This window comes from Pseudonocardia sp. (assembly GCF_050250275.1).
Classification (GTDB): Bacteria; Actinomycetota; Actinomycetes; order Mycobacteriales; family Pseudonocardiaceae; genus Pseudonocardia.
Window position 1 is genome coordinate 1 of record NZ_JBFWOY010000054.1, and the last position, 25,830, is coordinate 25,830.

Below are 25,830 nucleotides of genomic sequence, written 5' to 3' on the forward strand. Positions count from 1 at the left end.
GAGGACCTCCAGGGCGAGGGTGTGGGTGCCTTCAGCAGCTCCACACTCAGCCCGGAGGTCCTCCCTGGATCAAGCACCCTCACGGGTGTGTCGCCCTGCACCAACCTGCCCGAGCAGTACACCTAGGGGTGCCCGGCGGACCGGCGTCGACGGGCCCGGGCCCCGAGCGGCCCGCCGGGTACCGCTGCGGCTCAGCCGCCGGTGGTGATCGTGTCCGGCGCGCCCGTGCCGATCGGGACGACGAGCGGGGTGCCCGACACCGGATCGGGGATCACCCTGGCCCGCAGGCCGAACACCTCGGCGAGCAGCGGCTCGGTGATCACCTCCGCCGGCGGTCCCGCCGCGATGATCCGCCCGGCGCGCATCGCGACGAGCCGGTCGGAGTAGCGGGCCGCGAGGTTCAGGTCGTGCAGCACCATCACGACGGTGCGGCCCAGGTCCCGGTTGAGCCTGCGCACCAGGTCGAGGACCTCGACCTGGTGGGAGAGGTCGAGGTAGGTCGTCGGCTCGTCGAGCAGCAGCAGGTCGGTGCCCTGCGCGAGCGCCATCGAGATCCAGGCCCGCTGCCGCTGGCCGCCGGACAGCTCGTCCACGGGCCGTTCGGCCAGATCGGCGATGTTCGTCCACTCCAGCGCCTCGTGCACCGACGTCTCGTCGTCGGCCGACCACTGCCGGTACCAGGCCTGGTGCGGGTGGCGGCCACGGGCGACGAGGTCACCGACGGTGAGCCCCTCGGGTGCGCTCGGCGTCTGCGGCAGCATGCCCAGGATCGTCGCGACCTCCTTGGTGGGCATCTTGTCGATGCGCTTGCCGTCGAGAAGCACCTGGCCCCTGCTGGGGACGAGCAGGCGGCCGAGGGCGCGCAGCAGCGTCGACTTGCCGCAGCCGTTGGGCCCGATGACGGAGGTGACGGTGTTCTGCACGACGTCGAGGTCGAGGTCGTCGACGATCGTGCGGTCGCCGTAGCCGAGGCGCACCGACTCGGCCCGCAGCCGCACACGGGCGGCGACGAGGTCCTTCGCGACGACGTCGTCGCCGGAGGTGTGAGCAGCGGTCTGGGTCATACTCGGGCCTCCCGGCCGTGACGGACGAGCAGGTAGAGCAGGTAGGGGGCGCCCAGGACGGCGGTGACGACACCGACGGGCAGCTCGGCGCTCCCGAAGGCGGTACGCGCGAGCAGGTCCGACAGGACGACGAGGGTCGCACCGACGAGCAGGGACGCCGCGATGGGCGGGCGCGGCGAGCCGACGAGCCGCTGCGCGATCTGCGGTGACACCAGCGCGACGAACGCGATCGGGCCCGCCGACGCCGTCGCGATCGCCGCCAGGCCGACGGCCACCGCGAGCAGCGCGGTCCGGGCCCCGTCGACGCGGACGCCGAGGGCGCGGGCGGTGTCGTCGTTGTACTGCAGCGCACCGAGCAGGTGGGCGAGCACCAGCGCGGTGGGCACCAGCAGGGCCAGTGCGATGCCGACGGGGACGACGTGTTCCCAGCCGCGCGCGTTGAGGCTGCCGTTGAGCCACACCTGCGCGCGGGCCGCCTCGTAGACCTGCGCCGCGATCAGCAGCCAGTTGACCAGCGCGTAGAGGATCGCGTTCATCCCGATCCCGACCAGGACGAGCCGGAAGCCCTGCACACCCTTGCGCCAGGCCAGCAGGTAGATCAGCGTCGCCGTGGCCAGCCCGCCGACCAGCGCCGCCAGCGGCAGCCCGACCGAGCCGGCGACCACGGCGAACGCGCCGGCGCCGCTGCCGAGGACGATCACGCCGACGGCCGCCGCGCTCGCGCCCATCGTGATGCCGATGATGTCGGGTGACGCGAGGGGGTTGCGCGCCAACGCCTGCAGGATCGCCCCCGACACCGCCAGCGCCCCACCGACGAGCGCACCGGTCAGGGTCCGCGGCAGCCGCAGGTCGAGCACGATGAACTGCTGCGCGGTGTCGCCGCCGCCGAACAGGGTGGCGAGAACGTCGCCCACCCCGATGGGGAACTCGCCCCGGCCGATGTTGAGCGCCGCCCCGAGGAGCAGGACCGCGGCCGTCGCGGCCGCCACGACGATCGTCCGCGGCCGCCAGACCCCCGACATCCTGCCGAGGCGCAGCGGGTCGCGCCCCGGGACGAGCCCCGGCGCCCGCCCGCGCGGCCCGTCCACGGTGGCGGTCACAGGTTGGCCAGCTTCCGGCGGCGCACCAGCGCGATGAAGAACGGCGCCCCGATGAGCGCCAGCACGATCCCCACCTGCAGCTCGCCCGGCCGGGCGACGACCCGGCCCACGATGTCGGCGGTGAGCAGCAGCACCGCGCCCGACAACGCCGACGCGGGCAGCAGCCAACGATGGTCGGGGCCGGTGAACGACCGCACGACGTGCGGCACGATCAGCCCCAGGAAGGCGATGGGCCCGCACGCCGCGGTCGCCGACCCGGCGAGCAGCGTGATCGCGACGACCCCCAGGACGCGGGTGCGTGTGACCGAGTGTCCGAGGGACCTGGCGACGTCGTCGCCCAGCGACAGGGCGTTGAGTGCGGGCGCGGTGGCCAGCGCGATGAGGACCCCCACGAGCACGAACGGCGCCACCTGGGCGGCGATGGCCGGCTCGCGGCCGGCGAGCGAGCCGACGTTCCAGAACCGGTAGGCGTCGAGGGTGCGGACATCGGTGAGGATGACCGCCGACGTCAGCCCGAACAGCAGGGCCGACACCGCCGCGCCCGCCACCGCCAGCGTCACCGGCGTCGCACCGGCCCGGCCCGTCGAGCCGAGCAGGAACACCGCGACACTCGCGCCGAGCGCCCCGGCGAACGCGAACCACACGTAGCCGGTCAGCGAGCTGATCCCGAAGACGTAGATGCCGATGACGACGAGGAACGCCGCGCCCGCGTTGACCCCGAGCAGGCCCGGGTCGGCCAGCGGGTTGCGGGTGTGGCCCTGCATCAGCGCACCGGCCAGGCCGAGCGCGGCACCGGCCAGCAGGCCCAGCACCGTGCGTGGGATGCGCAGCGCCCGGACGACGACGTCGTCCTCGGTGCCGGTCGGGCTGAACAGCGCCGTCCACACGTGGTCGACCGGGATCGCCTTGGCCCCGACCGCGATGCTCGCGAGACAGACCACCACCAGCAGCGCCGCGAGCAGCAGCAGGCCGGTGACCCGGCGGCTGCGCATCGGTCGCGGTGCGCGCGGTTTCGTCGGCCGCGTGGCGACCGTCGTCACCGTGGGTTCACCCCGGCCCCCTGTAGGACTCGCCCTCGACCCGCCGCCGGACCGGCGGCGAGCCCGGTGGTCGCCCACCGATCGGGGTTCACGATAGGTGAGGCAAGCCTCTATATGACAGAGGCTGCCCATCCTCGTCATGTCAGCGGCGTCACGGCGGGGCCGACATCCGGGCCCCGGCCGGCGCGACAGCGGTCGGCCCAGGGTGCTGGGATGGTCACCGTGCGACGCATCTGGCCGCTCCCCGAGTCCCCCGACCCCGCCACCGACCGCGCCGAGCTCGACGACGCCGCGCTGCTGGCGCACTACGCCTACCCCGGCGACCCGGCCACGCCGTACGTGCGGGTCAACTTCGTGGCGAGCCTCGACGGCGCCGTCAGCGTCGACGGCCTGTCGGGCGGGCTGGGCTCCGCCGCCGACAAGGCCGTGTTCGGGGTGCTGCGCCGGCTCGCCGACGTCGTCCTCGTCGGCGCCGGCACCGTCCGGGCCGAGAACTACCGCGGCGCACGGCGGCCGACGGTCGGCCGCGACCTGCCACCGCCGATCGCCGTCGTCACCGGCTCGGCCGACCTCGACCCCGGCGCCCGGCTGTTCACCGACACCGCCGTCGCACCGATCGTGCTCACCACCGCGGCCGCACCGGCCGCCCGCCGCGACGCCCTGCGCGCCGCCGGTGCCGACGTCGTCGAGTCGCCCGACCTGGCGCCCGCGACCCTGCTGGCCGAGCTCGGCCGCCGCGGGCTGCACCGGGTGCTGTGCGAGGGCGGGCCGTCACTGTTCGGGGCCCTGGCCGCCGACGGGTTCGTCGACGAGCTGTGCCTGACCCTGTCCCCGGTGGTCGTCTCCGGCGCTGCGGGACGCATCGCCACCGGCGCCGCCGCCGACCTCCGGCTCGGCCTCGCCGCGGCGCTCGCGGCACCCGACGCCCTCCTGCTCCGCTACACACGGACCGGTGCCAATCCGCCGATCGGGTGACACCGCGTGAGGCGAGGCCCCCGGGGCGCGTCCCATGAGGTGTGTGAGCCGGAGACACCGGCCCCGCCGGGCACCCGCCCGGCGACCCCGACAACAGTCGTGAGGAACCCACGATGACCGAGGCCACCCCACCCACGACCACCACGTCGACGACCGCCACCGCCCGTGGTGGCGTCAGCCCCGCCGGCGCCTCCGCCGGCTCGCCCGCCCGCGTCGCCGAGGACACCGGTCAGGGCCGCACCACGATCGCGGCGTCCGTCGTGCAGAAGATCGCCGGCATCGCCGCCCGCGAGATCTCCGGCGTGTACGCCATGGGCGGCGGCGTGTCGCGCGCCTTCGGCGCGATCCGCGAGCGCATCCCCGGCGGCGGCACCGGCGCGGCCAACATCGCCGGCGTCCAGGTCGAGGTCGGCGAGAAGCAGGCCGCCATCGACCTCGACATCGTCGTCGAGTACGGCGCCTCCATCCGCGAGCTCGCCCGGGCGGTGCGGCGCAACGTGATCACCGCCGTCGAGTCGATGACCGGCCTCGAGGTCATCGAGGTCAACATCGCCGTCAACGACATCCACCTGCCCGAGCTCGACGACCCGGAGGACCTCCCGGCGCCGGTCGTGTCCCGCGTCGAGTGAGAGCAGCGAGCACGTGACCGACTCCCCCACCCGCCCCGACCCCGACGCCGCGCTCGTCGAGGTGCTGGCGGCCGCCGTCACCGCCCACCCGTCCGTCGTGCGTCTCGACGGCGGGCCGTTCGGCGCGGTCGCCACGTACCTGCCCGGACGGCGCCGGCTGGTCGGGGTGCGGGTCGGGGAGCCGGGCGAGCCCGTCGAGATCGCCGTCGTCGTACGGGCCGGCACGCCCATCCCGCAGGCCGTCGCCGAACTGCGGGCCACCGTGGCCGCGCTGCGGCCCGGCCCGGTCGACGTGACGGTCAGCGACATCGCGCTCTCCGCCGGGGGCCCGCCGTGACCCCCGAGGAGCGGGCCGCCTACCGGGCGTTCGTCCGCGAGAACCATCCCGACCGCGGCGGCGACGCCGACGCGTTCGTCGCGGGCCTCGCACAGCTGCGCACCCCGACCGGTCCCGCGGCCCCGGACGACACGACCCGCGACGACGTGGTGTTCGTCCGCGACGTCCCGCTGCCCGCCCGGATCGCGGTCGCCCTGCTCCGCACCGTGCGCCGGCACCGCCGCGACCGGCTCGACCGCCTCCGCCCCGACCCGGACCCCGACGGCCCCACCTCTCAATCCAGGAGTGCTCCATGAACGCCACCCAGACCGGCCTGCTCGCGGGCCTCGTGCTCGGTGCCGCCGGCGCGATCGGCGGGTTCAGCGCCTTCCTCATCGCGCTGCTCGTCGGCGTGGTGGGGCTGGTCGTCGGGCTCGTGCTCGACGGACGGCTCGACATCAGCGGTGTCCTCGGCCGCGGCAAGGACCGGTGACCGGGATGACCGCCGGGGTGGACCTCGCGAAGGCGCCCCCACCCGACCCCGCCGCCGACGCCGCCGACGCCGAGATCGCCGGCCGCGGCCGGCTCGAGATCGCGCCCAGCGTGCTGCGCAAGATCGTCGAGTACAACGCCGACCAGGTGCCCGGGACGTTGCGCACCGAACGCCGCGTCGCCGGGTTCGACGTCGGCGACGCCGGGTCGGCCGCCAAGGTCAGCATCGGCGGACCCGACGGCGACGTCGACGTCCGGCTCGAGCTCGCGCTGCAGTACCCGGGGTCCGTCCGGGGGGTCGTCGACCAGGTCCGCGGACTCGTCGCCGCCGAACTGGCGCGGCTCACCGGCTACCGGCTGCGGTCCCTCGCCGTCACCGTGACCGGCCTGCGCGGGCTGCCGCCCCCGCCGCGGCTGCGCTGAAGCCCGCCGTCGCCACCATCGAGAGGAGGACCCCGTGCGCGTGATCGTGCGCATCCTCGCGCCGCTGCTCGGCCTCGCCCTCGCCGCCGCCGGCGTCCTGGGCATCGTCGAGATCGTGACGGCCTGGATCCAGCCCGGCCAGGGCGGCGACGGGCTGCTCGTCCCGTGGCGGGCCTGGCAGCGTGCCCTGGACACCCAGCTGTGGGCAACCACCCCGGTGAAGATCACCGGGATCGTCGTCGGCATCGCCGGGCTCCTGCTCCTGATCGCGGCGTTCGCCGCCCGCCGCCACGACGTGCCGCTGCGTCCGCCCGCCCCCCACGTCACCGTCACGACATCGCCGCAGGCGTTGGCGCGCATGGTCGGCCGCCGGGTCCGGGCCGCCGACGCCGTGTCCGGGGCGTCGGTCACCGCGTCGCGCCGGGCCGTGAGCGTGCGCGCCGAGGGCTGGGAGACCACCACGACGGTCCCGCCGGCACCCGACGCCACGACGGACGCCCCGCCCGACACCCCGACCGACACCCCACGCCTCGCCGACTCCGTCCGCGCCGACGTCGAGTCGCTGCTCGACGACCTGCCGCTGGCCGACCGCCCCAAGGTCGCCGTGTCCGTCCGCACCCTGGGAAGACCCCGATGAGCACCCCCACCGACACGGCACCCACCACCGACCCCCGCGCCGGACGCCGCTCACGGCGCGCCGTCGCCCGCTCCGCCGGGCGCGAACGCCGCATCGTCGGCCTCATCGGCCTGCTCGCCCTGCTCGTCGGCGCCGGGACCGCGCTGCTCGCGTTCGGCGTGTTCGGCAGCGGCCGCGCCCACCGCCCACTGCTCGACCCGATCCTCGTCGACGCCCTGCGCGCGCAACCCCTGATCTGGCGCATCGTCGCGCTCCTCGTCTGCGCCGTCCTCGTCGTCGCCGGCCTGGTGTGGGCGGTCCGCGCGCTCGCCCCCGAACGCCGCCCCGACCTCACCGTCGACGCCGGACCCGACACCTCCGTCGTCGTCACCTCGTCCGCGGTCGCCGAGGCCGTCGCCGGCCAGGCCCGCACGCTGCCCGGCATCTCCCGCGCCCGCGCCCGGATGGTGGGCGACGAGCGCGAACCGGCGCTGCGGCTCACCGTCTGGCTGGCCGAGGACGCCGACGTCGCCGAGGTGTGCCGGCGCATCCCCGAGGAGGTGCTGGCCTCCGCGACCGACGCGTTCGGCGGCCGGGTCCTGCCCGTCGCGGTGCGCATCGAGGCCGACAGCGCCGAAGGTCCGCGGGTGCACTGAGTCCGCGGGTGCACTGAGCCCGCGCGACCCCGGCCCGCGCGAACCGTTCACCGTCGTCACACCGGGCGTCCGGCACGCTGGCACCGGCAGTCACGGCGGAGGGAGAACGGGCGCGTGTCAGGACTACGGCGACGCGCCCGCGTCGCGGGTGCGGTCTCGGCCGTCGCGCTGGTCGCGCTGACCGCCGCGTGTGCGGTCGGGCCGTCGCAGCGCCCGCCCGTCGCCGTCGTCGGCGCCGACGGGATGGCCCCACCCCCACCACCCGCCTCGACCGCACCCCCGGCCGCGCTCCCGCAGCCCGCCCCGATGCGCCCCACGATCCGGCTCACCGACTGCACCGCCGACACCCTCGCCGCCCTCGGCGGCCCGGCCCCGGCCGGCGGTGCCGCGCTGCGTGTCGAGTGCGGCGACATCACCGTCCCGACCGACCCGACGCGCCGCGGCCACGGCGTCACCCGCCTCGGCGTCACCGTCACCGCGACCACCGACGCGCCCCCCGACCGGCCGCCGCTGCTCGTCGTCGGCGACAGCGGCACCGACCCGTCGTCACGACACGGCGCCCTGCTCGCCACGCAGGCCTCCGCCGCGGTGCTCGGCGGCTACCAGGTGATCGGGCTCGACCGCCGCGGCAGCGGCTCCGACCTGCTCGACTGCTCCCCCGAGGACGCCCGCCTCGGGATCCTCGACGGCGACCCCGCGGCCCCCGGCGCCACCGCCGACCAGGTCCTCGCGGCCGTCCTCGAGGACGCCCGGTCGGTCGTGCAGGACTGCTACCTCACCGAACCCGACGCCCTCACCTCCTACTCGACGGCCGCCACCGCCGCCGACGTCGAACAGCTCCGCGAGGACCTCGGCGTCGAACGGCTCTCGGCCGTCGGCATCGGCGACGGCGCGACCGCCCTGACGCTCTGGGCCAGCGCACACCCGACGAGCGTCGGGCGCCTCGTCCTCGACGGGCCGCCCGACCCGGCCGCCGTCGAGCCCGACCACACCGAGGCCCGCGCCGCCGCCGCCGAGCAGGCCTTCGACGCGTTCGCCGTCTCCTGCACCGCGAGCGGCGCCTGCCCGCTGGGGCCGGACCCGCGCGCCACCGTCACCGGCCTGCTGCAGAAGCTGCGCACCCAGCCGGTCCCCGCACCCGACGGGCGGCGGCTCACCACCGGCGTCGCCGTCACCGCCCTGGCCGCGACCCTCGGCGAACCCCGCTCCTGGCCCGCGCTCACCACCGCGCTCGCCGACGCGGGCCGCGGCGCGCCCGGCGGGATGCTCGCCCTGCTCGACAGCGTCCTCGGCCCCGAGGGCCGGTTCGACTCGGCCCTCGCCACGGCCTGCAACGACACGAACCGCCGGCTCACCCCGCCCGACGTGGCCGGGCTCGTCGCCCGCTGGGGTGGGGCGTACCCGCTGTTCGGGGCGCCCCTCGCGACGCGGCTGCTGGCCTGCGCACCCTGGCCCGCCGGCGCCGGGCTGCCCGCCCCGGGCCCCGTCCCCGGCGCCCCGCCGATGCTCGTCCTCGGGGCGGCGCACGATCCGCGGGCCGGGAGCGAGTCGGTCCGCCGGGCCGCGGGCGCGTTGGCGACCGCGCGGCTGGTGACGTGGCAGGGCACCGGGACGGGCAGCTACCCGCGGACGCCGTGTGTCACCGCGGTCGTCGACCGGATGCTCGTGCAGGGCGAGCTGCCGCAGGCCGGCACGGTCTGCCCGCCCTGAACCCGGCCGGCCCGGTGCCGGGTCAGACCCGGACCGAGCGCAGCGGGCGGTGCCGGCCGCCGTAGGTGCCGGGCAGCCCGCCGCGGCGGATGTCGCTGGCCTCGTCGGCCATCTCGCGCATCATGCAGGGCCACGGCGCCGACACCCCGGACGCGTCGCGGCACTCGCGGCACTGACCGAGATGATCGGGAGCGTGCTCGCTGATCGTGCGCTCCAGCAGATCGGGCATCTCGGCAAGGACCGCAACGAGGCTCATCGTTCCCCTCTCGGAATGTGGTTCGGCGACGTGACCGGCCGACTACGTAGGGTGGCAAACTACTCCTCCCCCGGGGACGCCCCCACCGGGGGAACCCCTTGCGGCAGAACACAGCCCGCACACAGCGAACCCACAGCCGACCTGCGACGACATGCCCTCCGCACGCGGCGAACGGATCACTCAGTCGGTGGTCTCCCGGCCCGCCCGCGCCCGTGACGGCTGCACCCGCATCGGCTCGCCCGGCATCTTCGGGTACTCCGGCGGGTAGGGCAGCTCGCCCAGCCCGCGGTCGCGCTCGTCGGCGGCGAACCACTCCAGGGCCGCCTCGATCCCACCGACCGCGTCGTCCATCCCGGCGTGCGCGTCACCGTCGCGCTCCAGCAGCGACGGCACCGTCAGCACGTCGAAGTCCTCGGGCGCCACCGACGGCAGCGTCTCCCACGTCACCGGCATCGACACCGTCGCCCGCGGCAGCCCGCGCACCGACCACGCCGACGCGATCGTCCGGTCCCGGGCCGCCTGGTTGTAGTCGAGGAACACGCGCTCCCCGCGCTCCTCCTTCCACCAGTCGACGGTCGCCTGCTCCGGGATGCGCGCGCACACCCGCCGCGCGATCGCGATCACCGCGCGCCGCACCTCGATGAACGACCACTCCGGCCGGATCCGGGCGAACACGTGGATGCCCCGCCCACCCGACGTCTTCGGCCAGCCCACCAGTCCCGCCTCGTCGAGGACCTCGTGCAGCACCGCCGCCACCGCCACCGCGTCCGCGAAGTCGGTGCCCGGCTGCGGGTCGAGGTCGATGCGCAGCTCGTCGGGACGGTCGGTGTCGGCCGCCCGGACCGGCCACGGGTGGAAGTCCAGCGTGCCCATGTTGGCCGCCCACGCGATGGCCGCCGGCTCCGACGGCGCGAACGTGTCGGCCGTGCGACCGCTCGGGAACGTCACCCGCGCCGTGCGCACCCACTCCGGCGCGCCCTTGGGCAGCCGCTTGGCGAAGAACGGCTCACCGTCGACCCCGTCGGGGAACCGCTTCAGGTTCGTCGGCCGGTTCAGCAGCACCCGCGTCATCGGCTCGGCGACGGCCAGGTAGTACTCGACGACCTGCCGCTTCGTGATGCCGCGCTCCGGGAAGTAGACCTTGTCCGGGCTCGACAGCCGGACCTCCCGGTCGCCCTCGGGGCCCGGCACGGTCAACAGCACCACGGTCTTGGCCGCCATGGGCGCGACGCTACCGTCTACCCTCGGGCGATGGCGCCGCGCGACACCGACCAGCCCGACCCGGGCCGCCGGTCACGCCTGTTCGACGACGAGCTGATCGGCCTCGACCCCGCCGAGCCCGAGGTGCAGGCCTTCGCCGCCCACCTCGACCGGATGCGCCGCGAGTCCTCCTTCACCGTCGAGGCCTCCCTCACCGGCGTGGGCGACTTCGCCGACGCCGCCAACCGGGCCGAGGGCGGCCGGCGCTGGGCGGCGGTGCTCGTCGTCCTGCTGCTGCTCACCGGTGTCGTCTACGTGGCGTCGACGATCCTGACCGCCGTCCTCACGATCATGGCCGGTTGACCGTCCCGAACGTTGCGCGACGGGTTAGCGTGGACGTATGGGTCTGTTCAGCCGTGGTCAGGAAACCAGTACCGACACCGAGCTCGGCGAGGCTCCCGTCCACAAGTCCGACGAGGAGTGGCGGGCCGAGCTGTCCCCCGCCGAATATCAGGTGCTCCGCCAGGCGGGCACCGAGCGGCCCTTCACCGGCGAGTACACCGACACCAAGACCGTCGGGGTGTACCACTGCCGGGCCTGCGGGGCCGAGCTCTTCCGCAGCGAGACCAAGTTCGAGTCGCACTGCGGGTGGCCGTCGTTCTTCAGCCCGAAGGACTCCGCCGCCGTGATCGAACGCGTCGACACCAGCATGGGCATGCGCCGCGTCGAGGTGCTGTGCGCCAACTGCCACAGCCACCTGGGGCACGTGTTCGAGGGCGAGGGCTACGCCACGCCCACGGACCTCCGCTACTGCATCAACTCGATCTCCATGACGCTGGAGCCCGACGCGACGCCGTGACCGCGTCGGGTCCGACGTGAGGGTCCTGCGGCGGGCGCCGCGGAGCCCTCACGTCGAACCGGGGTGGCGAGCCCGTCGGGAGACGGCGACGCGCTAGGCGAGGGTGCTGACGAGGGCGCCGACCTCGACGCGGGGCCCGGTGTAGAACGGGATCTCCTCGCGGACGTGGCGGCGGGCCTCGGTGGCGCGCAGGTGGCGCATGAGGTCGACGATGCGGTGCAGCTCGTCGGCCTCGAAGGCGAGGATCCACTCGTAGTCGCCGAGGGCGAAGGCCGGGACGGTGTTGGCCCGCACGTCCGGGTAGTCGCGGGCCTCCTTGCCGTGGTCGGCGAGCATCTTGCGGCGCTCGGCGTCGGGCAGCAGATACCAGTCGTAGGACCGCACGAACGGGTAGACGCATACGTAGCGGCGCGCCTGCTCACCGGCGAGGAAGGCCGGGATGTGGCTCTTGTTGAACTCCGCCGGGCGGTGCAGCGCGACCTGGCTCCACACCGGGACGGAGGCGCGGCCCAGCGCGGTGCTGCGGCGCAGGTCGGAGTAGGCGGCCTGGAGGGCCTCGACGGTCTCCGCGTGCCACCAGATCATGTAGTCGGCGTCGGCACGCAGACCGGCGAGGTCGTAGACGCCGCGAACGACGACGCCCTTGCCCTCCAGCGCCTCCACGAACTCGGTGGCCTGGGTGGCGGCGGCGGTGCGGTCCTCGCCGAGCCGTCCGGCCTCGACGCGGAACACCGACCACATGGTGTAACGGATGGTGTCGTTGAGCTGCGCGTAGTCGAGGCGTGACATACCCGGAGTCTACGGAGGCGGTGCGCGCCGCCGGCAGCGCCCGTGGGCGGCGCCACTCGGATCAGGGCACGGCGGGGGCGAGGGCGGCGGCGACCCGCTCGGCGGCGGCGCGCGCGGTCCCGACGCAGGCGGGGACACCGACGCCGTGCAGCGCCGCCCCGGCGACGGCGAGCCGGGGCTCGGCGGCGACCGCGTCCTCGAGCGCGGCGACCGTGGCGACGTGCCCGACGGCGTACTGCGGCAGTCCCCCGCCCCAGCGCTGGACGTGGACGACCACGGGGGCGGCGGTGATCCCGTGCAGCCCGGCGAGGTCGGCACGGACGCGCGCGACGAGCGTCGCGTCGTCGACCTGCAGGGTCTCGGCCTCCCCGAACCGGCCGAGGGACGCGCGGAGCCGGACGAGGCCGTCGGTGGCGGCCGGGGCGAGATGCCCCCACTTCGTCGACGTGTGGGTGGCGGCCTTGATCGACAGCGGTTCGTCGGCGGCGACGAGGACGCCGGAGGTGGCGGGGAGCGTGGCGGCGTCGGCGCCACGGTAGGCCAGGGCGACGACGACCGACGACGACAGCTCGACGCGGCCGGCGGCCGCCGCGGCGGCGGGTACGACGTCGTCGAGGAGCCTGCGGACGGCCGGGGCGGGGACGGCGAGGACGACGGCGTCGACGTCGAGGAGCTCGGGGGCGGGCACCGGCCCGCACACCAGCCGCCACCCGGTGCCGGTGCGGCGCAGCGCGCGAACGGTGGTGTCGAGTCGTAGCTCGGGGCGGGCGGCTGCGGTGAGGGCGTCGAGCAGGACGCGGTAGCCGCCGTCGACGGCGCCGAAGACGGGCCCGGTCGCGGCAGCGCCGGCGGTCCCGGACGCGGCCGCGGTGAGCGACGGGGCGCCGGCGTCGAGGGCAGCGGCGAGGCCCGGGATGGTCGCCCGCAGGCCGAGGGCGTCGACGCGGCCGGCGTAGACGCCGCCGAGCAGCGGGTCGGCGACGCGGTCGGCGAGCTCGGGCCCGAACCGGGCACGGAGGATGCCGCCGAGGGAGACGTCGCCGCCGGGCTCCCAGTGCAGTGCCAGCGTGGGTTCGGCGGCGACCGCGGCGAGCCCGGCGGCGGACAGCACACCGTCGAGGCGGGCGGCGGCCGTGGGCACGCCGAGGAGGGTGCCGGTGGGCAGGGGGCCGGTGCGTCCACCCGCCCGGATCGACGCGGCGGCGCTCGTCGGGTGGACGACGCGGCCGGTCAGGCCCAGTTCCGCGAGCAGCGCCGGGACCTCGGGGCGGCGCGCGAGGAAGGCCTCGGCGCCGACGTCGACGGGGATGCCGGCGAGGTCGACGGTGTGCAGGACCCCGCCGGTCCGCGAGGCCCGTTCGCAGACGACGATGCGCGCGGTGTCGCCGAGGAGGGTGCGCAGCCGGTGGGCGGCGGCGAGCCCCGAGATCCCGGCGCCGACGACGGCGACCACCGGGGCGGCGCCCGGTGCGGTCACCGGACGGGCAGCGAGTGGACCAGGTCGACGACGCGGGTGACGACGTCGGGGTCGGTGTCGGGGAGCACGCCGTGGCCCAGGTTGAAGATGTGGCCGGGTGCGGCGCGGCCTTCGGCGACGATGCGCCGGACCTCGGACTCGACCGAACCTGCGTCGGCGAACAGGACGGCCGGGTCGAGGTTGCCCTGCACGGGGTGGGAGCCGCCGGTGCGGCGGACGGCCTCGTCGAGCGGGACCCGCCAGTCGACCCCGATGACGTCGGTGATCTCCGACATCGCCCCGAGCAGCTCACCGGTGCCGACACCGAAGTGGATACGCGGCACGCCCGCGGCGGCGAGCGGGCCGAGGACGGCGGCGGAGTGCGGCGCCACGAAGGAGCGGTAGTCCCGCTCGGTCAGGGCACCCGCCCAGGAGTCGAACAGCTGCACGGCGTCGACCCCGGCCGCGATCTGGGCCTGCAGGAAGGTCGAGGTCGAGCCGGCGAGCTTGGCGAGCAGCGCGTGCCAGACCTCGGGGGCGCTGCGCATGAGCGCCTTGGTCTTCTCGTGGTTGCGGCTGGGGCCGCCCTCGACGAGGTAGGAGGCGAGGGTGAACGGGGCCCCCGCGAAACCGATGAGCGGCGTCTCGCCGAGGGTGCCGACGAGCAGCCGGATCGCGTCGGTGACCGGGACGACCTGCTCGGGGTGCAACACGGGCAGGGCCTCGACGTCGGCCGCGGTGCGCACGGGGCGCGCGACGACCGGGCCGACCCCGGCCACGATGTCGACGCCGATGCCCGCCAGGTAGAGAGGCACGACGATGTCGCTGAAGAGGATGGCCGCGTCGACGCCGTGGCGGCGGACCGGCTGCAGCGTGATCTCACAGGTCAGCTCGGGGTCGAGGCAGGCCTGGATCATCCCGGTGCCGGCGCGCAGCGCGCGGTACTCGGGGAGCGAGCGGCCGGCCTGACGCATGAACCACACGGGGACCCGCGACGGGGTGCCGCCCCGCGCGGCCACCAGGAACGGCGCGGCGTGCAGGTCGCGGCGCACGACGTCGGCGGTCTGGAGATCAGGGAGGGCAGCCATCACGACCGATGATCCCACAGGTCGGAGCACGTCCCCCGATCGGATACCGGCGCGCCTGCCGATGGCCGGCCGGGCCGCGACCTAGAGTCCCCGCTCGTGCCCGATACGACCGCTCCACCACCACCGTTCCGTCGCGCGGTCGCGTCGCTGCAGTCGTACCTGCCGCGCCCCGAGCTCGTCGTGCGGCCGCTGGACGCACCACCCCGGCTGGCCCCGTTCTCGTGGGCCTACAGCGTGGAGGCCGACGTCGGTCACCGCGGCGACGGGCTGGACGACCTCGACGAGCCGGACACCTCCGGCCGGCTCATCCTGCTGCACGACCCGGCCGGCCAGGACAAGTGGGACGGCACGTTCCGGCTCGTGTGCTTCGTGCAGGCCCGACTGGAGCGTGAGCAGCTGGGCGACGAGATGCTCCCGGTGATCGCCTGGTCGTGGCTGACCGAGGCGCTCGACGGGTGCGGTGCCGGCTACACGGCGCTGGGCGGGACCGTGACCCAGACCTCGTCGGTCCGGTTCGGCGACATCGCCGGTCCCCGGCGCGACGACGACGTCGAGCTGCGGGCCTCGTGGACACCCGTCGACGAGCCCGACACGCTCACGCGACACGCCGAGGCGTTCGCGATCCTCGTCGCGACGGCCGCCGGACTGCCGCCGGTGGGCGTGCCCCGATTCGCGCGCCGAACGGTATAAGCGCGTGCTCACCAGCGGTTTCAGGGCGAGGAGTCGATCGGTGACAGAGAGTTGATCACCCGAACGGGTGTACACGGCGCGACAACGCTGTAACTTTCACCCGGAGAAGTTCGATCGGATACACGACGTTAGACCGCTTGGGGGGCTAGGCTTCCTCCACGACACCTCCTCGGGCGGTCGGGCGCAACTCTCCGTCGGCCCGGGGATCTGGTGCCGGTCGGGGGGCAACGACCGACTCCAGGGAGGTAAGAACGTGGCCGTTGTGGGCCAGGGCGCACCAATGCGCAGTTCCACCGGAGCTGTGCTGTCGCCAGCCATGGTCCCGCACCCGCGGGAAGAGTTGTTCTCGGTGCTGGTGGTCGACGACCATCCGCTCCTTCGCGAGGCGATCCCCGCGCGGCTGCGCTCGATGGGGGCAGGAACGGTGCACGAGGCCGCCTCGGTGGCCGAGGCCCGTGCTCGAGCTCAGGCCCACGGGCCGTGCGACCTCGCGATCCTCGATCTCGGCCTGCCCGACGGCAGCGGCCTCGATCTGGTCACCGAGCTGCGCGCGCTGGGCTGGAACCGGCTCGTGGTGCTCGCGTCGTCCGACGACCCGTACGCCGTCCGCTCCGCCTTCCAGGCCGGGGCACAGGCGTACCTGCTCAAGTCGGCCTCGCCGGCCGTCGTGACCGACGGCGTGAAGCGCGTCCTGGACGGCGGCGTCTACGCCGACCCGACAGTGGCGCCGCTGCTCGCCACCGGCACGCGCGTCCCCGGTACCGACAACACCCCGCGGGAGCTGTCGGCCCGTGAGGTGGAGGTGCTGCAGCTGGTCGCCGACGGTCAGTCGAACAAGGAGATCGGCGAGGCGCTGAGCCTGTCGGCGCTGACCGTCAAGAGCCACCTGTCGCGCATCGGGCGCAAGCTCGGCACCGGTGACCGGGCCCAGATGGTGGCACTCGCGATGCGTGCGGGAGTCATCCGCTGACGACGAACCAACCGAGCGCTCCCCCGCGACACGGGGCGGACGGCACGACCGACGGGACAGGTCACCCCGACGGGCCGGTGCCGCTGTTACGACCTGCCGACGGCCTGCCCGACGTGGTGGCCGACGCGCAGGCGTTGGAGCGGACCGCGGCGGCCTTCGCCGCGGGCTCCGGCCCGATCGCGGTCGACGCCGAACGCGCCTCGGGTTTCCGGTACTCACAACGGGCCTACCTGGTGCAGCTGCGGCGGGCGGGCGCGGGGTCGGCGCTCGTCGACCCGATCCCACTGGGCTCGGACCTGTCGGCGCTCGCACCCGCGCTGACGGGCCCGGAGTGGGTGCTGCACGCGGCGTCCCAGGACCTGCCGTGCCTGGCCGAGGTCGGGCTGGCCCCGGCATCGCTGTTCGACACCGAGCTCGCGGGCCGGCTCGCCGGCCTCCCCCGCGTCGGGCTCGGGCCGATGGTCGAGCAGCTCCTCGGCCTCGCCCTGGAGAAGGGCCACGGAGCCGCCGACTGGTCACGCCGACCACTCCCCGAGGACTGGCTCGTCTACGCCGCACTCGACGTGGAGGTACTCGTCGAGCTGCGTGACCTGCTCGCCGGAATGCTGTCCGAGCAGGGCAAGCTCGGGTTCGCCGAGCAGGAGTTCGAGGCCGTGCGCACCGCCGCCCCACCCGCCCCGCGTGCGGAACCGTGGCGGCGCACGTCGGGCATCCACAAGGTGCGCAAGCCCCGGCCGCTGGCCGCGGTGCGGGCGCTGTGGGAGGCCCGCGACCGGCTCGCCGCCGAACGCGACATCGCGCCCGGCCGGGTCCTGCCCGACGCGGCGATCGTCGACGCCGCCGTGACCGCGCCCTCCTCCCCCGGCGCGCTGGCGGCACTGCCGGTGTTCCGTGGACGCTCCCAGCGACGGCTGACGTCCTACTGGTTCGCCGCGATCGACGAGGCCGCGAAGCTCCCCGCCGACGCGCTGCCCCGCGCGACCGTCCCCGGCGACGGCCCGCCACCGGTGGCGCGGTGGTCCGACCGCGATCCCGAGGCCGCGGCCCGGCTCGCCACGGCCCGCAGCGCCCTCGCCACGCTCAGCGAGCAGTGGACGATCCCCGTCGAGAACCTGCTGCTGCCCGACCTGCTGCGCCGCATCTGCTGGGCCCCGCCCGCCGACGGTGACGTCCGCGCCGCCCTCGTCGCCGGCGGCGCACGGCCGTGGCAGGTCGAGCTGACCTGCCCCCTGCTGGAGGCGGCCGTCACCACCCGGGCCTGACCCGGGCCCGGCGTCAGCGCCGCGGCGCCACCGCCACCGGTGTGGGCGCCGGCAGCCGCACCGTCACCGCGAGCCCGCCGCCCGGGACGGCGTCGCCGCGGACGGTGCCACCGTGGGCGAGCACGACGGCCCGCACGATCGACAGCCCCAGCCCGCTGCCCGGGGCGTCGCCGGTCCGCTCGCGCGGGCCACGGCGGAACGGCTCGAACAGCTCCGCGACCCGGTCCGGCGGGATCACCGGGCCACCGGAGGCCACACGCAGCTCCGCCCCACCGCCGACCGGCGCCGTCGCCACCTCCACCCAGCCGCCGGGCACGTTGTGGCGGACCGCGTTCTCCAGCAGGTTGCCCGCGACCCGGCCCAGCAGCACCGGATCACCCGAGGTGTGGGCGGGTGCCGTCGACACCGCGAACCTCAGGCCACGGGCCGCCGCCTCCCCCAACACCGCCGCGACCCCGGACGCGGCCAGCTCGGCGAGGTCGACCGGCCTGCCGTCGACGTGCTCGACCGCCTGCGTGCGGGCCAGCAACAACAGGGCGCCCACCAGCTCGTCGGCGCGGCGCGTCGCGTCGCGGACGACCCCGGCCATCCGCCGCAGCTCGGCGACGTCGGCATCCGGGTCGGCCAACGTCACGTCCACCTCGGTGCGCAGCACCGCGAGCGGTGTCCGCAGCTCGTGGCTCGCGTTGGCGACGAACCGGCGCTGGCTCTCGAACGCCGCCTGCAGCCGGTCCAGCATCGCGTCGAACACCTCGGCCAGCTCCGCGACCTCCCCCCGGGCGTCGCGCAGCGCGATCCGCTCGTCGAGCGACTCCGCCGACAGCCGCCGCGCCGTCGCGGTCACCGCGTGCAGGGGCGCCAGCACCCGCCCGACCAGCACCCACGACACCACCGCCGCCGCGACCACCACCAGCGGGAACGCCACCAGCCCGGCCCGCAGCACCTCCGAGCGGGCCGCCTCACCGACGGCCCGGCCCACCTGGGTGGCCTCGACGTCCACCCCGCCCACCCGGACCGTCCCGCCCGCCGGGAACGCGGGCACCGAACTCTCCGCGACCCCACCCACCAGCAGCCAGCCCAGCCACAACAACAGCGCACTGACCAGCGCCACCAGCACGGTGGCCAGCGCCGTCAGCCGTGGGCGCAACCCCGGCCCGGACCGCCGCCCGGGCGGGTTCCCCGGCGGACCCGGAGCACGGGCCGTCCGCACGAGCGCCCCGGTCAGCCCGCCGCCGGAACGCGGTACCCGGCGCCGACGACGGTCTCGATCACACCCGGCTCGCCCAGCTTCTTGCGCAACGTCATGACGGTGACGCGCACCGTCGTCGTGAACGGGTCGGCGTTCTCGTCCCAGACCCGCTCCAGCAGCTCCTCGCTGGACACGACCGCCCCACCGGCCCCCATCAGGACCTCGAGCACCCCGAACTCCTTGCGGGTCAGCTCGACGGGCTCCGCGGCGCGGCGCACCGTGCGCCGGGCCGGGTCGAGCGAGACGTCGCCCGCCACCAGCAGCGGCGGCGTGGCCGGCGTGGCCCGGCGGCCCAACGCCCGCACCCGGGCCACCAGCTCGGGGAAGTCGAACGGCTTGGCCAGGTAGTCGTCGGCGCCGCGGGACAGGCCGTCGACCTTGTCGGCCAGCGACCCGCTCGCGGTGAGCATCAGCACCCGCGTGGTCGCCGCCGACGCGACGATCTCCTCACACAGCTCGTCGCCCGAGATCGACGGCAGGTCCCGGTCGAGCAGCACCACGTCGTAACGGGTGATGCCGATCTTCTCCTGGCCCTCCAGACCGTCGAAGGCGACATCGACCGCCATGCCCTCGCGCCGCAGCCCGCGGGCCACGGCCTCGGCGAGCGGCCGCTCGTCCTCCACGACCAGCACGCGCATCAGCGGGCCCGGCCCTCGGACTCCTCCGCCGCCTGCTCCCCCTGCGCCGACGACGCGTCGAGGACACCGTCCTCCACCGCGCCCTGCACCACGCGGCAGCCCGGCAGCGCCGACGCCCACTCGGTGACACGGCGGGCCACGTCCTGCGCGGTGAGGCCGACGGCGGACAGCACGTCGGAGCGGCTGCCGTGGTCGAGGAACTCCTGCGGCAGCGCCACGTCGCGACTCGGTACGTCGATCTCGTTGGCGCGCAACAGGTCGGACAGGGCCGACCCGAACCCACCGTGGCGCCCGCAGTCGGACACCGTGACGACGAGCTGGTGCGCGGCCGCCAGCTCCACCATCGCCTCGGGCACCGGCAGGACCCAGCGCGGGTCGACGACCGTCACCCCGATCCCCTGGTGCGCCAACCGCTCCGCCGCCGCCACACCCAGCTCGGCGAACGCGCCGACACACGCCATCAGCACCGTCGGCGGCTCCGCGCCCGCGGCGGGCTCGGCCAGCACGTCGACCGAGTTCCCGATGCGCCGCACCGCCGGCACGGACTCGACGACCGCCCCCTTCGGGAACCGGAGCGCCGTCGGGCCGTCCTCGACGGCGACGGCCTCGGCCAGCTCCTCGCGCAACGTCCCCGCGTCGCGCGGCGCCGCCACCCGCATCCCGGGGACGATCCCCAGGATCGACAGATCCCACATGCCGTTGTGCGACGGGCCGTCGCTGCCGGTGACACCCGCCCTGTCGAGCACCAGCGTGACCGCCTGCCCGTGCAGCGCCACATCGAACATCAGCTGGTCGAACGCGCGGTTGAGGAACGTCGAGTACAGGCACACGACCGGGTGCAGCCCGCCGCGCGCCAGCCCGGCCGCCGACGTCAGCGCATGCTGCTCCGCGATGCCGACGTCGATGCAGCGCTCGGGGAACGTCTCCGCGAACTTCGCCAGCCCCACCGGGCCCAGCATCGCCGCGGTCATCGCCACGACGTCGGCCCTGCGCTCCCCGAGCGCGACCATCTCCTCGGAGAACACGCTCGTCCAGCCCCGCGTCCGCGGGCCGGTGGGCAGGCCGGTGGCCGGGTCGAACGCCGACGGGCTGTGCATCTGCTCCGCCGCGTCGTTCTCCGCGGGCAGGTAGCCGTTGCCCTTGCGGGTGACCGCGTGCACGATCACCGGCCCCCCGAAACGCCGCGCCCGGCGCAACGCCGACTCCATCGCCGCCACGTCGTGCCCGTCGATCGGGCCGAAGTACTTCAGGCCCAGGTCGGAGAACAGCTCCTGCGGGCTGATCGCGTCCTTCACCCCGGCCTTGAGCGCATGCAGGCCCGCGTAGATCGCCGGCCCGACGACGGGCGTACCGCGCAACGCGTTCTTGCCCGCGTCGAGCACCCGCTCGTAGCCGGGCTGCAGCCGCAACGACGCCAGCCGGTCGGCCAGACCGCCGATCGTCGGCGAGTAGGAGCGGCCGTTGTCGTTGACCACGACGACGACGTTGCGGTCCGGCGCCGCCGCGATGTTGTTCAGCGCCTCCCAGGCCATGCCGCCCGTCAGCGCCCCGTCGCCGATCACGGCGACGACGTGGCGTCGCTCACCTTTCAGCGCGTACGCGCGCGCCAACCCGTCCGCCCACGACAGCGACGTCGACGCGTGGCTGTTCTCCACCACGTCGTGCTCGCTCTCGGCGCGGTTCGGGTAGCCCGACAGCCCGCCCGTCATCTTCAGCCGCTCCCAGCCGTCCTGACGGCCGGTGAGGAGCTTGTGGACGTAGGCCTGGTGGCCCGTGTCCCAGATCAGGGTGTCGTTCGGCGAGTCGAAGACCCGGTGCAGGGCGATCGTCAGCTCGATGACGCCGAGGTTCGGGCCGAGGTGGCCACCGGTGCGCGAGACGGACGAGACCAGGAACCGTCGGATCTCGGCGGCGAGCTCGGCGAGCTCGCCCGGGCCGAGCCGGCGGAGGTCACGCGGGCCGCGGAGGGAACTCAACAGGCTCACTCCCCCACCATACGGTCGCGGGGATCATTCGACCCGGCGCATCCACACCCCCCGGCGGCCCGCTCGACGAGCGGCGTACCGACCGTCGCCGTACGGCGCCGGACCCCGGCGCCCGTGCGGCCCTCAGTCCTCGGCGGTGCGCGCCTGCGGGACCAGTGGCGCCGCCGCGACGCGCACCGTGTTGCGCCCCGCGTCCTTCGCCGCGTACAGCGCCGCGTCCGCGGCGGCCAGCACCGCCTCCAGGTCCTGCCCGTCGGCCGGGAACGTCGCGCCACCGATGGAGATCGTCAGACCGGCGACGACGATCGGACCGTCCGTCGTCGTGACCGGCACACCCAGACCCTCGACACGTCGCCGCACCCGGTCGGCCACCGCGAGCACCTCGTGCCGCCCCACACCGGTGCCGGGCAGGTCGGGCAGCAGGACCACGAACTCCTCACCGCCGAACCGCGCCACCAGGTCGTCCTGACGCACCTCGGCCCGCAGCTCCGCGGCGACCGCGGCCAGCACCGCGTCACCCACCAGGTGCCCGTGGGTGTCGTTGACGGCCTTGAAGTGGTCCAGGTCGGCGATCAGCACCGCGGCGGACCCGTGGGCGCGCCGGGCCCGGCCCAGCAGGTGCACCGCCTCGGCCCGCCACGCCGCCGCGTTGAGCAGCCCCGTCTTCGGGTCGGTCGACGCCGCCTCCTCCAGCTGCCGGACCTGCACCGCGCGCTGCAGCACCAGCAGCGGTGCCAGCGCCAGCGCCGCCGTCCAGCGGTCGGCCGTGAGCGCCAGCGCCACCATCACGCCCAGGCAGAGCGTCGCCAACTCGAGGACGTGGTCGTCGACACCGCCGACCAGCTCGCGCGCCGACGGCCTGCCCTCGCCCAGCGCCATCGCCGCCGCGACCAGCACGTTGTTCACCAGCAGGTAGGCCGCCGCCGCGAGCGCCACCCAGCCCAGGGCGGGCAGGCCCTGCGCAGCGCCCGCGTCACGCACCGGGGCGACCACCGCGTACGCCGCGTGGGCCGCCAGCACGACCGTCGACGCCGTGTAGACGAGCCGGTACATCGGCACCCCGGCCGGCTTCCACACCCGCAACCACAGGTGCGCGTACAGCACCACGACGACCAGCGCCGACAGCCGCACCGGCAGCAGCAGCGCCGCCGCGAACGTCCAGACGGAGCTGAGGTCGAAGTAGGCGGTCGCCGCGACCCGGCGGCGCACCCGCTCGATACCCGTGGCCGCCTCGATGTGGACCATGCCCAGGACCACCAGCCACGCGGCGAGGACGACGTCACCGCCGTGCAGCCCGCCGCCGGCCAGCCAGCCGACCGCGACGAGAACCACCGCGAGCAGCTCCGCGGCGACCACGAGCAGCCGCACCCGGAGCGGCTCGGCCCGGAGAGCCCAGCGAGCCACGAACGCCAACACGATCGAGCCTCCCCCCGGGCAAACCGATGCCGACGAGGGTCGAGATTAGTGACCCGGCACGAAACTGTCAGTCGACGGTCGGTCACTCATCGGGGTGGATTAACCCCGGACGCGTCACTGGAGGTGACGACGGCCCCACGGAAGGTCAGCCCGCGGCCGGGGCCTCGCCGGTCTCCGCCTCACTGAGCGCGGGACCCTGCTCGCGAGCCTCCCGGCCCGAGGCCTTGTCGGGCCGGCTCTGCAGACCGACGTGCACACGGTTACGCCCCGCCCGCTTCGCCGAGTACAACGCCGAGTCGGCCGTCTCCAGCATCCGGGCGAGCTCCGTGCCGTCGGTGCCGAACGCGGCACCGCCCACGGACACGGTGAGCCCGCTGATCGTGAGGGGGCCGTCGGGCGTCGGCATCTGGATCGACAGGCTCTCCACGCGACGCCGGATCCGCTCGGCCACCAGCCGCAGCTCGGCGCTGCCGTAGTCGCTGTCGTCGACACCCGGGAGCAGGATCACGAACTCCTCGCCGCCGAACCGGCCCACCAGGTCGTTGTCGCGCACCTCGGCGCGCAGCGTCGCCGCCACGGCCGCGAGTACCTCGTCGCCCGCCAGGTGACCGTGCCGGTCGTTCACCGACTTGAAGTGGTCCAGGTCGAGGATCAGCAGCGAGGCCGCGCCGCCCTGACGCACCGCCCGCGACACCTCACGCTGGGCGTAGGAATGCCACGCCGCGGCGTTGAGCAGGCCCGTCTTCCCGTCGGTGCTGGCCGCTTCCTCGAGCTGACGCACCAGCACCGCCCGGTGCAGGACCAGCAGGGCCGGCAGCACGAACAGGACCAGCCACGGGTTGATGGCCAGGACGATCGCCGTGAGGCCGCCCAGGCACAGGGTGGCCAGCTCCAGCGCGTTCTCGTCCCAGTGCCCCAGCACCGTGGTGACCGTGGGGTTCGGTGAGCTGACCGCGATCGCGCCGGCGATGAGCCCGCTGTTGATCGTCGTGTACACGAGCAGCGCCAGGACCAGGGCCAGCGGCCCGGTACCCGAGCCCAGCCCGGCCGTGGCGTGGGCCGGGGCGACGTAGTTGACGACGGCGCCCGCCGCGAGGCAGGCCAGCACCACCGTGGCCGTGCTGAACAACTGGCGGTAGACGGGCACCCGCGGCCGCCACGCCCGCCACCACAGGTGGGTGAACACGACGATCGCCACCAGCGTGGCGAGCACCGGCGGCAGCAGCACCGCACCGGCGAAGGTCCAGACCGAGCTGAGGTCGACGTGCGGGGTCTCGGTGACGCGGCGGCGCACCCGCTCGGCGCGCACCGCGATCTCGGTGTGCAGGACGCCCAGGAACATCAACGTCGCCGCATCGAGAAGTCGCCCGGTGGAGGGAACCGACGCGGTGGCGCTGAGAACGACGAGAGCGAGCGCCGTCAGTTCCACCATGAAAACAGGCAGCATCACTCGAGCAGGCACGTTCCACACGGCCCATCGAGTGATTTTCCACAGGCGCGGAAATGCTCCGTCCGGAGTACTTCCGTCGCCCACTTCGCTACTCATTCATACTCTCAGTCGTCCGGATGTCACCGGACGTGAGAATAGTTGATCGCGACGGCCTCTGTCATGGCCAGTGAGCCCAACGGCACATGAGAACGTGCTGGGGGTCACCGAGCGTGGTCGGCGATCGATGGAACGCAGGAGGAGGTGCGCGGTGCGTAACAAGAGCTGGCACTGACGAACCCGCACGTCCCCGCCGTGCCCGCACGGTCGCGACGCTCCACCACGAGGTCGCGACGACACCGGGCACACGCGCCGGACGGCCCCTGCGCGACAACGGCCCACACCGGAACGCCTTTCCCGGGGCACGCCGAATTCATCGCGCGCAGAACCACACGACCACGACGAACGGCTCCGTATCGACACGACCCGTCGATTCGGCACGCATTCCGGAAACAGAAAGAGGAATAGGTGCATGCGCAACAAGCGGGCTCGATATTCCGCCATGTCGTTGCGCCGCATCCACATCGGAGGGAGTCCACGGTGCGCAACAAGAGCTGGTGAACATGGCCGAATCCGACAGCCGTCGACGTCGGACGGGCTCGCCACGACCGGGCCGTCGACGCCCCCACAGACCGCCGGCACGAGCCGGCCGAGAAGTGACCGTGCGCAACAAGAGCTGGTGACCGACGTGACCGCCCGACCGTTACGGAGAGGAGCGACCCGTGCGCAACAAGTCCTGGTGACACACCCGCCCACGCCCACGCCCACATCGACCGGGAGGAGGTCGCTCGTGCGCAACAAGAGCTGGTGACCGACGACCGAACCGCCCGCACCCACACCGAGCAGGAGGACCACGTGAGCAACAAGAGCTGGTGACCACCGCCCGACGCCCACAACCAGCGAGAGGAGCACGACGTGCGCAACAAGTCCTGGTGACACCGCCCGACCAGCCCGACACAACCCCGAAGGAGCCCGCAGTGCGCAACAAGTCCTGGTGACCACCACCCGACGACTACCCACCCCGAGAAGGAGGACCCGTGAGCAACAAGAGCTGGTGACAACAACCCCGGCCCCACCACCACAGCCACCGAGAGGAGCACGACGTGCGCAACAAGAGCTGGTGACCGCCACCCCGACCCACGACCACCCCCAACAAGGAGGACCCCGTGAGCAACAAGTCCTGGTGACACCACCCGACCAGCCCGACCACAACCCCCGAAGGAGCCCGCAGTGCGCAACAAGTCCTGGTGACCACCACCCGACGACCACCCACCCCGAGAAGGAGGACCCGTGAGCAACAAGTCCTGGTGACCACCGCCCCCAGCCCCACCACCACAGCCACCGAGAGGAGCACGACGTGCGCAACAAGAGCTGGTGACCGACGACCGACCGCCCACACCCACACCCACCAGGAGGACCACGTGAGCAACAAGAGCTGGTGACACCCACCCCCGACCCCCACAAC

Annotated in this window: 27 protein-coding genes; 14 read left to right on the forward strand and 13 right to left on the reverse strand. The window is 74.5% G+C overall.

Going from position 1 to position 25,830, the window contains the following annotated elements; genetic code table 11:
• Positions 1–191 precede the first annotated feature (191 nt).
• From AB7F12_RS30405 to AB7F12_RS30415, 3 genes are read right to left on the reverse strand one after another with little or no spacing between them, the layout of a single operon-like run.
• A complete protein-coding gene (locus tag AB7F12_RS30405) occupies positions 192–1,064 on the reverse strand; it encodes an ABC transporter ATP-binding protein (RefSeq protein ID WP_428500923.1) in 873 nt (290 codons plus the stop codon).
• The gene (locus AB7F12_RS30410) at positions 1,061–2,164 is read right to left on the reverse strand and encodes a FecCD family ABC transporter permease (protein WP_428500922.1); all 1,104 of its coding nucleotides are present in this window, start codon (positions 2,162–2,164) and stop codon (positions 1,061–1,063) included. Before AB7F12_RS30410 ends, AB7F12_RS30405 begins: the two co-directional genes overlap by 4 nt.
• Positions 2,161–3,156, reverse strand: coding sequence for a FecCD family ABC transporter permease (locus AB7F12_RS30415; RefSeq protein WP_428500921.1), 996 nt, complete (start codon positions 3,154–3,156; stop codon positions 2,161–2,163). Before AB7F12_RS30415 ends, AB7F12_RS30410 begins: the two co-directional genes overlap by 4 nt.
• Before the next feature lie 261 nt (positions 3,157–3,417).
• Here AB7F12_RS30415 and AB7F12_RS30420 point away from each other — a divergent pair, with 261 nt between their 5' ends.
• The 9 genes from AB7F12_RS30420 to AB7F12_RS30460 all read left to right on the forward strand — a co-directional run bounded on the left by AB7F12_RS30420 (position 3,418) and on the right by AB7F12_RS30460 (position 9,021).
• A complete protein-coding gene (locus tag AB7F12_RS30420; protein WP_428500920.1) occupies positions 3,418–4,179 on the forward strand; it encodes a pyrimidine reductase family protein in 762 nt (253 codons plus the stop codon).
• Positions 4,180–4,292: 113 nt separating this feature from the next.
• The gene (locus tag AB7F12_RS30425) at positions 4,293–4,808 is read left to right on the forward strand and encodes an Asp23/Gls24 family envelope stress response protein (protein WP_428500919.1); all 516 of its coding nucleotides are present in this window, start codon (positions 4,293–4,295) and stop codon (positions 4,806–4,808) included.
• A gap of 13 nt (positions 4,809–4,821) precedes the next feature.
• On the forward strand, positions 4,822–5,145 hold the full coding sequence (locus AB7F12_RS30430; RefSeq protein ID WP_428500918.1) for a hypothetical protein: 324 nt from the start codon (positions 4,822–4,824) through the stop codon (positions 5,143–5,145).
• Positions 5,142–5,441: a hypothetical protein gene (locus AB7F12_RS30435; protein ID WP_428500917.1), complete on the forward strand. Its 300-nt coding sequence runs from the start codon at positions 5,142–5,144 to the stop codon at positions 5,439–5,441. Before AB7F12_RS30430 ends, AB7F12_RS30435 begins: the two co-directional genes overlap by 4 nt.
• Positions 5,438–5,617: a hypothetical protein gene (locus AB7F12_RS30440; protein WP_147109619.1), complete on the forward strand. Its 180-nt coding sequence runs from the start codon at positions 5,438–5,440 to the stop codon at positions 5,615–5,617. Before AB7F12_RS30435 ends, AB7F12_RS30440 begins: the two co-directional genes overlap by 4 nt.
• Positions 5,618–5,622: 5 nt before the next feature.
• Positions 5,623–6,039 (forward strand): Asp23/Gls24 family envelope stress response protein, encoded by a 417-nt coding sequence (locus AB7F12_RS30445; protein WP_428500916.1) that lies wholly within the window; start codon positions 5,623–5,625, stop codon positions 6,037–6,039.
• 34 nt (positions 6,040–6,073) lie between these two features.
• A complete protein-coding gene (locus AB7F12_RS30450) occupies positions 6,074–6,676 on the forward strand; it encodes a DUF6286 domain-containing protein (protein ID WP_428500915.1) in 603 nt (200 codons plus the stop codon).
• A complete protein-coding gene (locus tag AB7F12_RS30455) occupies positions 6,673–7,311 on the forward strand; it encodes an alkaline shock response membrane anchor protein AmaP (RefSeq protein WP_428500914.1) in 639 nt (212 codons plus the stop codon). Before AB7F12_RS30450 ends, AB7F12_RS30455 begins: the two co-directional genes overlap by 4 nt.
• Before the next feature lie 114 nt (positions 7,312–7,425).
• Positions 7,426–9,021 (forward strand): alpha/beta fold hydrolase, encoded by a 1,596-nt coding sequence (locus AB7F12_RS30460; protein ID WP_428500913.1) that lies wholly within the window; start codon positions 7,426–7,428, stop codon positions 9,019–9,021.
• A gap of 22 nt (positions 9,022–9,043) precedes the next feature.
• Here the strand turns inward: AB7F12_RS30460 and AB7F12_RS30465 are convergent, their stop codons facing one another.
• Together AB7F12_RS30465 and ligD are read right to left on the reverse strand one after the other, a co-directional pair.
• A complete protein-coding gene (locus AB7F12_RS30465) occupies positions 9,044–9,277 on the reverse strand; it encodes a hypothetical protein (RefSeq protein ID WP_428500912.1) in 234 nt (77 codons plus the stop codon).
• A gap of 180 nt (positions 9,278–9,457) precedes the next feature.
• The gene (ligD, locus tag AB7F12_RS30470; RefSeq protein ID WP_428500911.1) at positions 9,458–10,498 is read right to left on the reverse strand and encodes a non-homologous end-joining DNA ligase; all 1,041 of its coding nucleotides are present in this window, start codon (positions 10,496–10,498) and stop codon (positions 9,458–9,460) included.
• Between the two features lie 30 nt (positions 10,499–10,528).
• Between ligD and AB7F12_RS30475 the strand changes: the two genes are divergently transcribed.
• Together AB7F12_RS30475 and msrB are read left to right on the forward strand one after the other, a co-directional pair.
• Positions 10,529–10,840 carry a hypothetical protein gene (locus AB7F12_RS30475; protein ID WP_428500910.1) on the forward strand — a complete coding sequence of 104 codons (312 nt, stop codon included), beginning with the start codon at positions 10,529–10,531 and terminating at the stop codon, positions 10,838–10,840.
• Positions 10,841–10,877: 37 nt separating this feature from the next.
• Positions 10,878–11,336 (forward strand): peptide-methionine (R)-S-oxide reductase MsrB, encoded by a 459-nt coding sequence (gene msrB, locus AB7F12_RS30480; protein ID WP_428500909.1) that lies wholly within the window; start codon positions 10,878–10,880, stop codon positions 11,334–11,336.
• A 93-nt stretch (positions 11,337–11,429) separates the two neighbouring features.
• On the opposite strand, the gene hemQ is transcribed toward msrB, so the two are convergent.
• From hemQ to hemE, 3 genes are all read right to left on the reverse strand, one after another.
• Entirely contained in the window at positions 11,430–12,125 is a 696-nt protein-coding gene (gene hemQ, locus AB7F12_RS30485; RefSeq protein WP_428500908.1) for a hydrogen peroxide-dependent heme synthase, read from the reverse strand.
• A gap of 61 nt (positions 12,126–12,186) precedes the next feature.
• Positions 12,187–13,602 (reverse strand): protoporphyrinogen oxidase, encoded by a 1,416-nt coding sequence (gene hemG, locus AB7F12_RS30490; protein WP_428500907.1) that lies wholly within the window; start codon positions 13,600–13,602, stop codon positions 12,187–12,189.
• The gene (gene hemE / locus AB7F12_RS30495; RefSeq protein ID WP_428500906.1) at positions 13,599–14,669 is read right to left on the reverse strand and encodes a uroporphyrinogen decarboxylase; all 1,071 of its coding nucleotides are present in this window, start codon (positions 14,667–14,669) and stop codon (positions 13,599–13,601) included. The genes hemG and hemE overlap by 4 nt, the downstream gene beginning before the upstream one ends.
• A 96-nt stretch (positions 14,670–14,765) precedes the next feature.
• On the opposite strand from hemE, the gene AB7F12_RS30500 reads away from it, so the two are divergent.
• From AB7F12_RS30500 to AB7F12_RS30510, 3 genes are all read left to right on the forward strand, one after another.
• Positions 14,766–15,359 (forward strand): DUF3000 domain-containing protein, encoded by a 594-nt coding sequence (locus tag AB7F12_RS30500; RefSeq protein ID WP_428500905.1) that lies wholly within the window; start codon positions 14,766–14,768, stop codon positions 15,357–15,359.
• A 316-nt stretch (positions 15,360–15,675) separates the two neighbouring features.
• Complete coding sequence (locus tag AB7F12_RS30505) at positions 15,676–16,329, forward strand: response regulator (RefSeq protein ID WP_428500904.1); 654 nt, start codon at positions 15,676–15,678, stop codon at positions 16,327–16,329.
• 77 nt (positions 16,330–16,406) lie between these two features.
• The gene (locus AB7F12_RS30510; protein WP_428500903.1) at positions 16,407–17,591 is read left to right on the forward strand and encodes an HRDC domain-containing protein; all 1,185 of its coding nucleotides are present in this window, start codon (positions 16,407–16,409) and stop codon (positions 17,589–17,591) included.
• 13 nt (positions 17,592–17,604) lie between these two features.
• On the opposite strand, the gene AB7F12_RS30515 is transcribed toward AB7F12_RS30510, so the two are convergent.
• The 5 genes from AB7F12_RS30515 to AB7F12_RS30535 form a co-directional block, all read right to left on the reverse strand.
• Complete coding sequence (locus AB7F12_RS30515; RefSeq protein ID WP_428500902.1) at positions 17,605–18,801, reverse strand: sensor histidine kinase; 1,197 nt, start codon at positions 18,799–18,801, stop codon at positions 17,605–17,607.
• An 11-nt stretch (positions 18,802–18,812) separates the two neighbouring features.
• Positions 18,813–19,478: a response regulator transcription factor gene (locus tag AB7F12_RS30520; RefSeq protein ID WP_428500901.1), complete on the reverse strand. Its 666-nt coding sequence runs from the start codon at positions 19,476–19,478 to the stop codon at positions 18,813–18,815.
• Complete coding sequence (gene dxs, locus AB7F12_RS30525; protein WP_428500900.1) at positions 19,478–21,463, reverse strand: 1-deoxy-D-xylulose-5-phosphate synthase; 1,986 nt, start codon at positions 21,461–21,463, stop codon at positions 19,478–19,480. Before dxs ends, AB7F12_RS30520 begins: the two co-directional genes overlap by 1 nt.
• Positions 21,464–21,586: 123 nt before the next feature.
• A complete protein-coding gene (locus AB7F12_RS30530; protein WP_428517158.1) occupies positions 21,587–22,879 on the reverse strand; it encodes a GGDEF domain-containing protein in 1,293 nt (430 codons plus the stop codon).
• A 145-nt stretch (positions 22,880–23,024) separates the two neighbouring features.
• On the reverse strand, positions 23,025–24,326 hold the full coding sequence (locus AB7F12_RS30535; protein WP_428518059.1) for a GGDEF domain-containing protein: 1,302 nt from the start codon (positions 24,324–24,326) through the stop codon (positions 23,025–23,027).
• Positions 24,327–25,830: the final 1,504 nt, after the last annotated feature.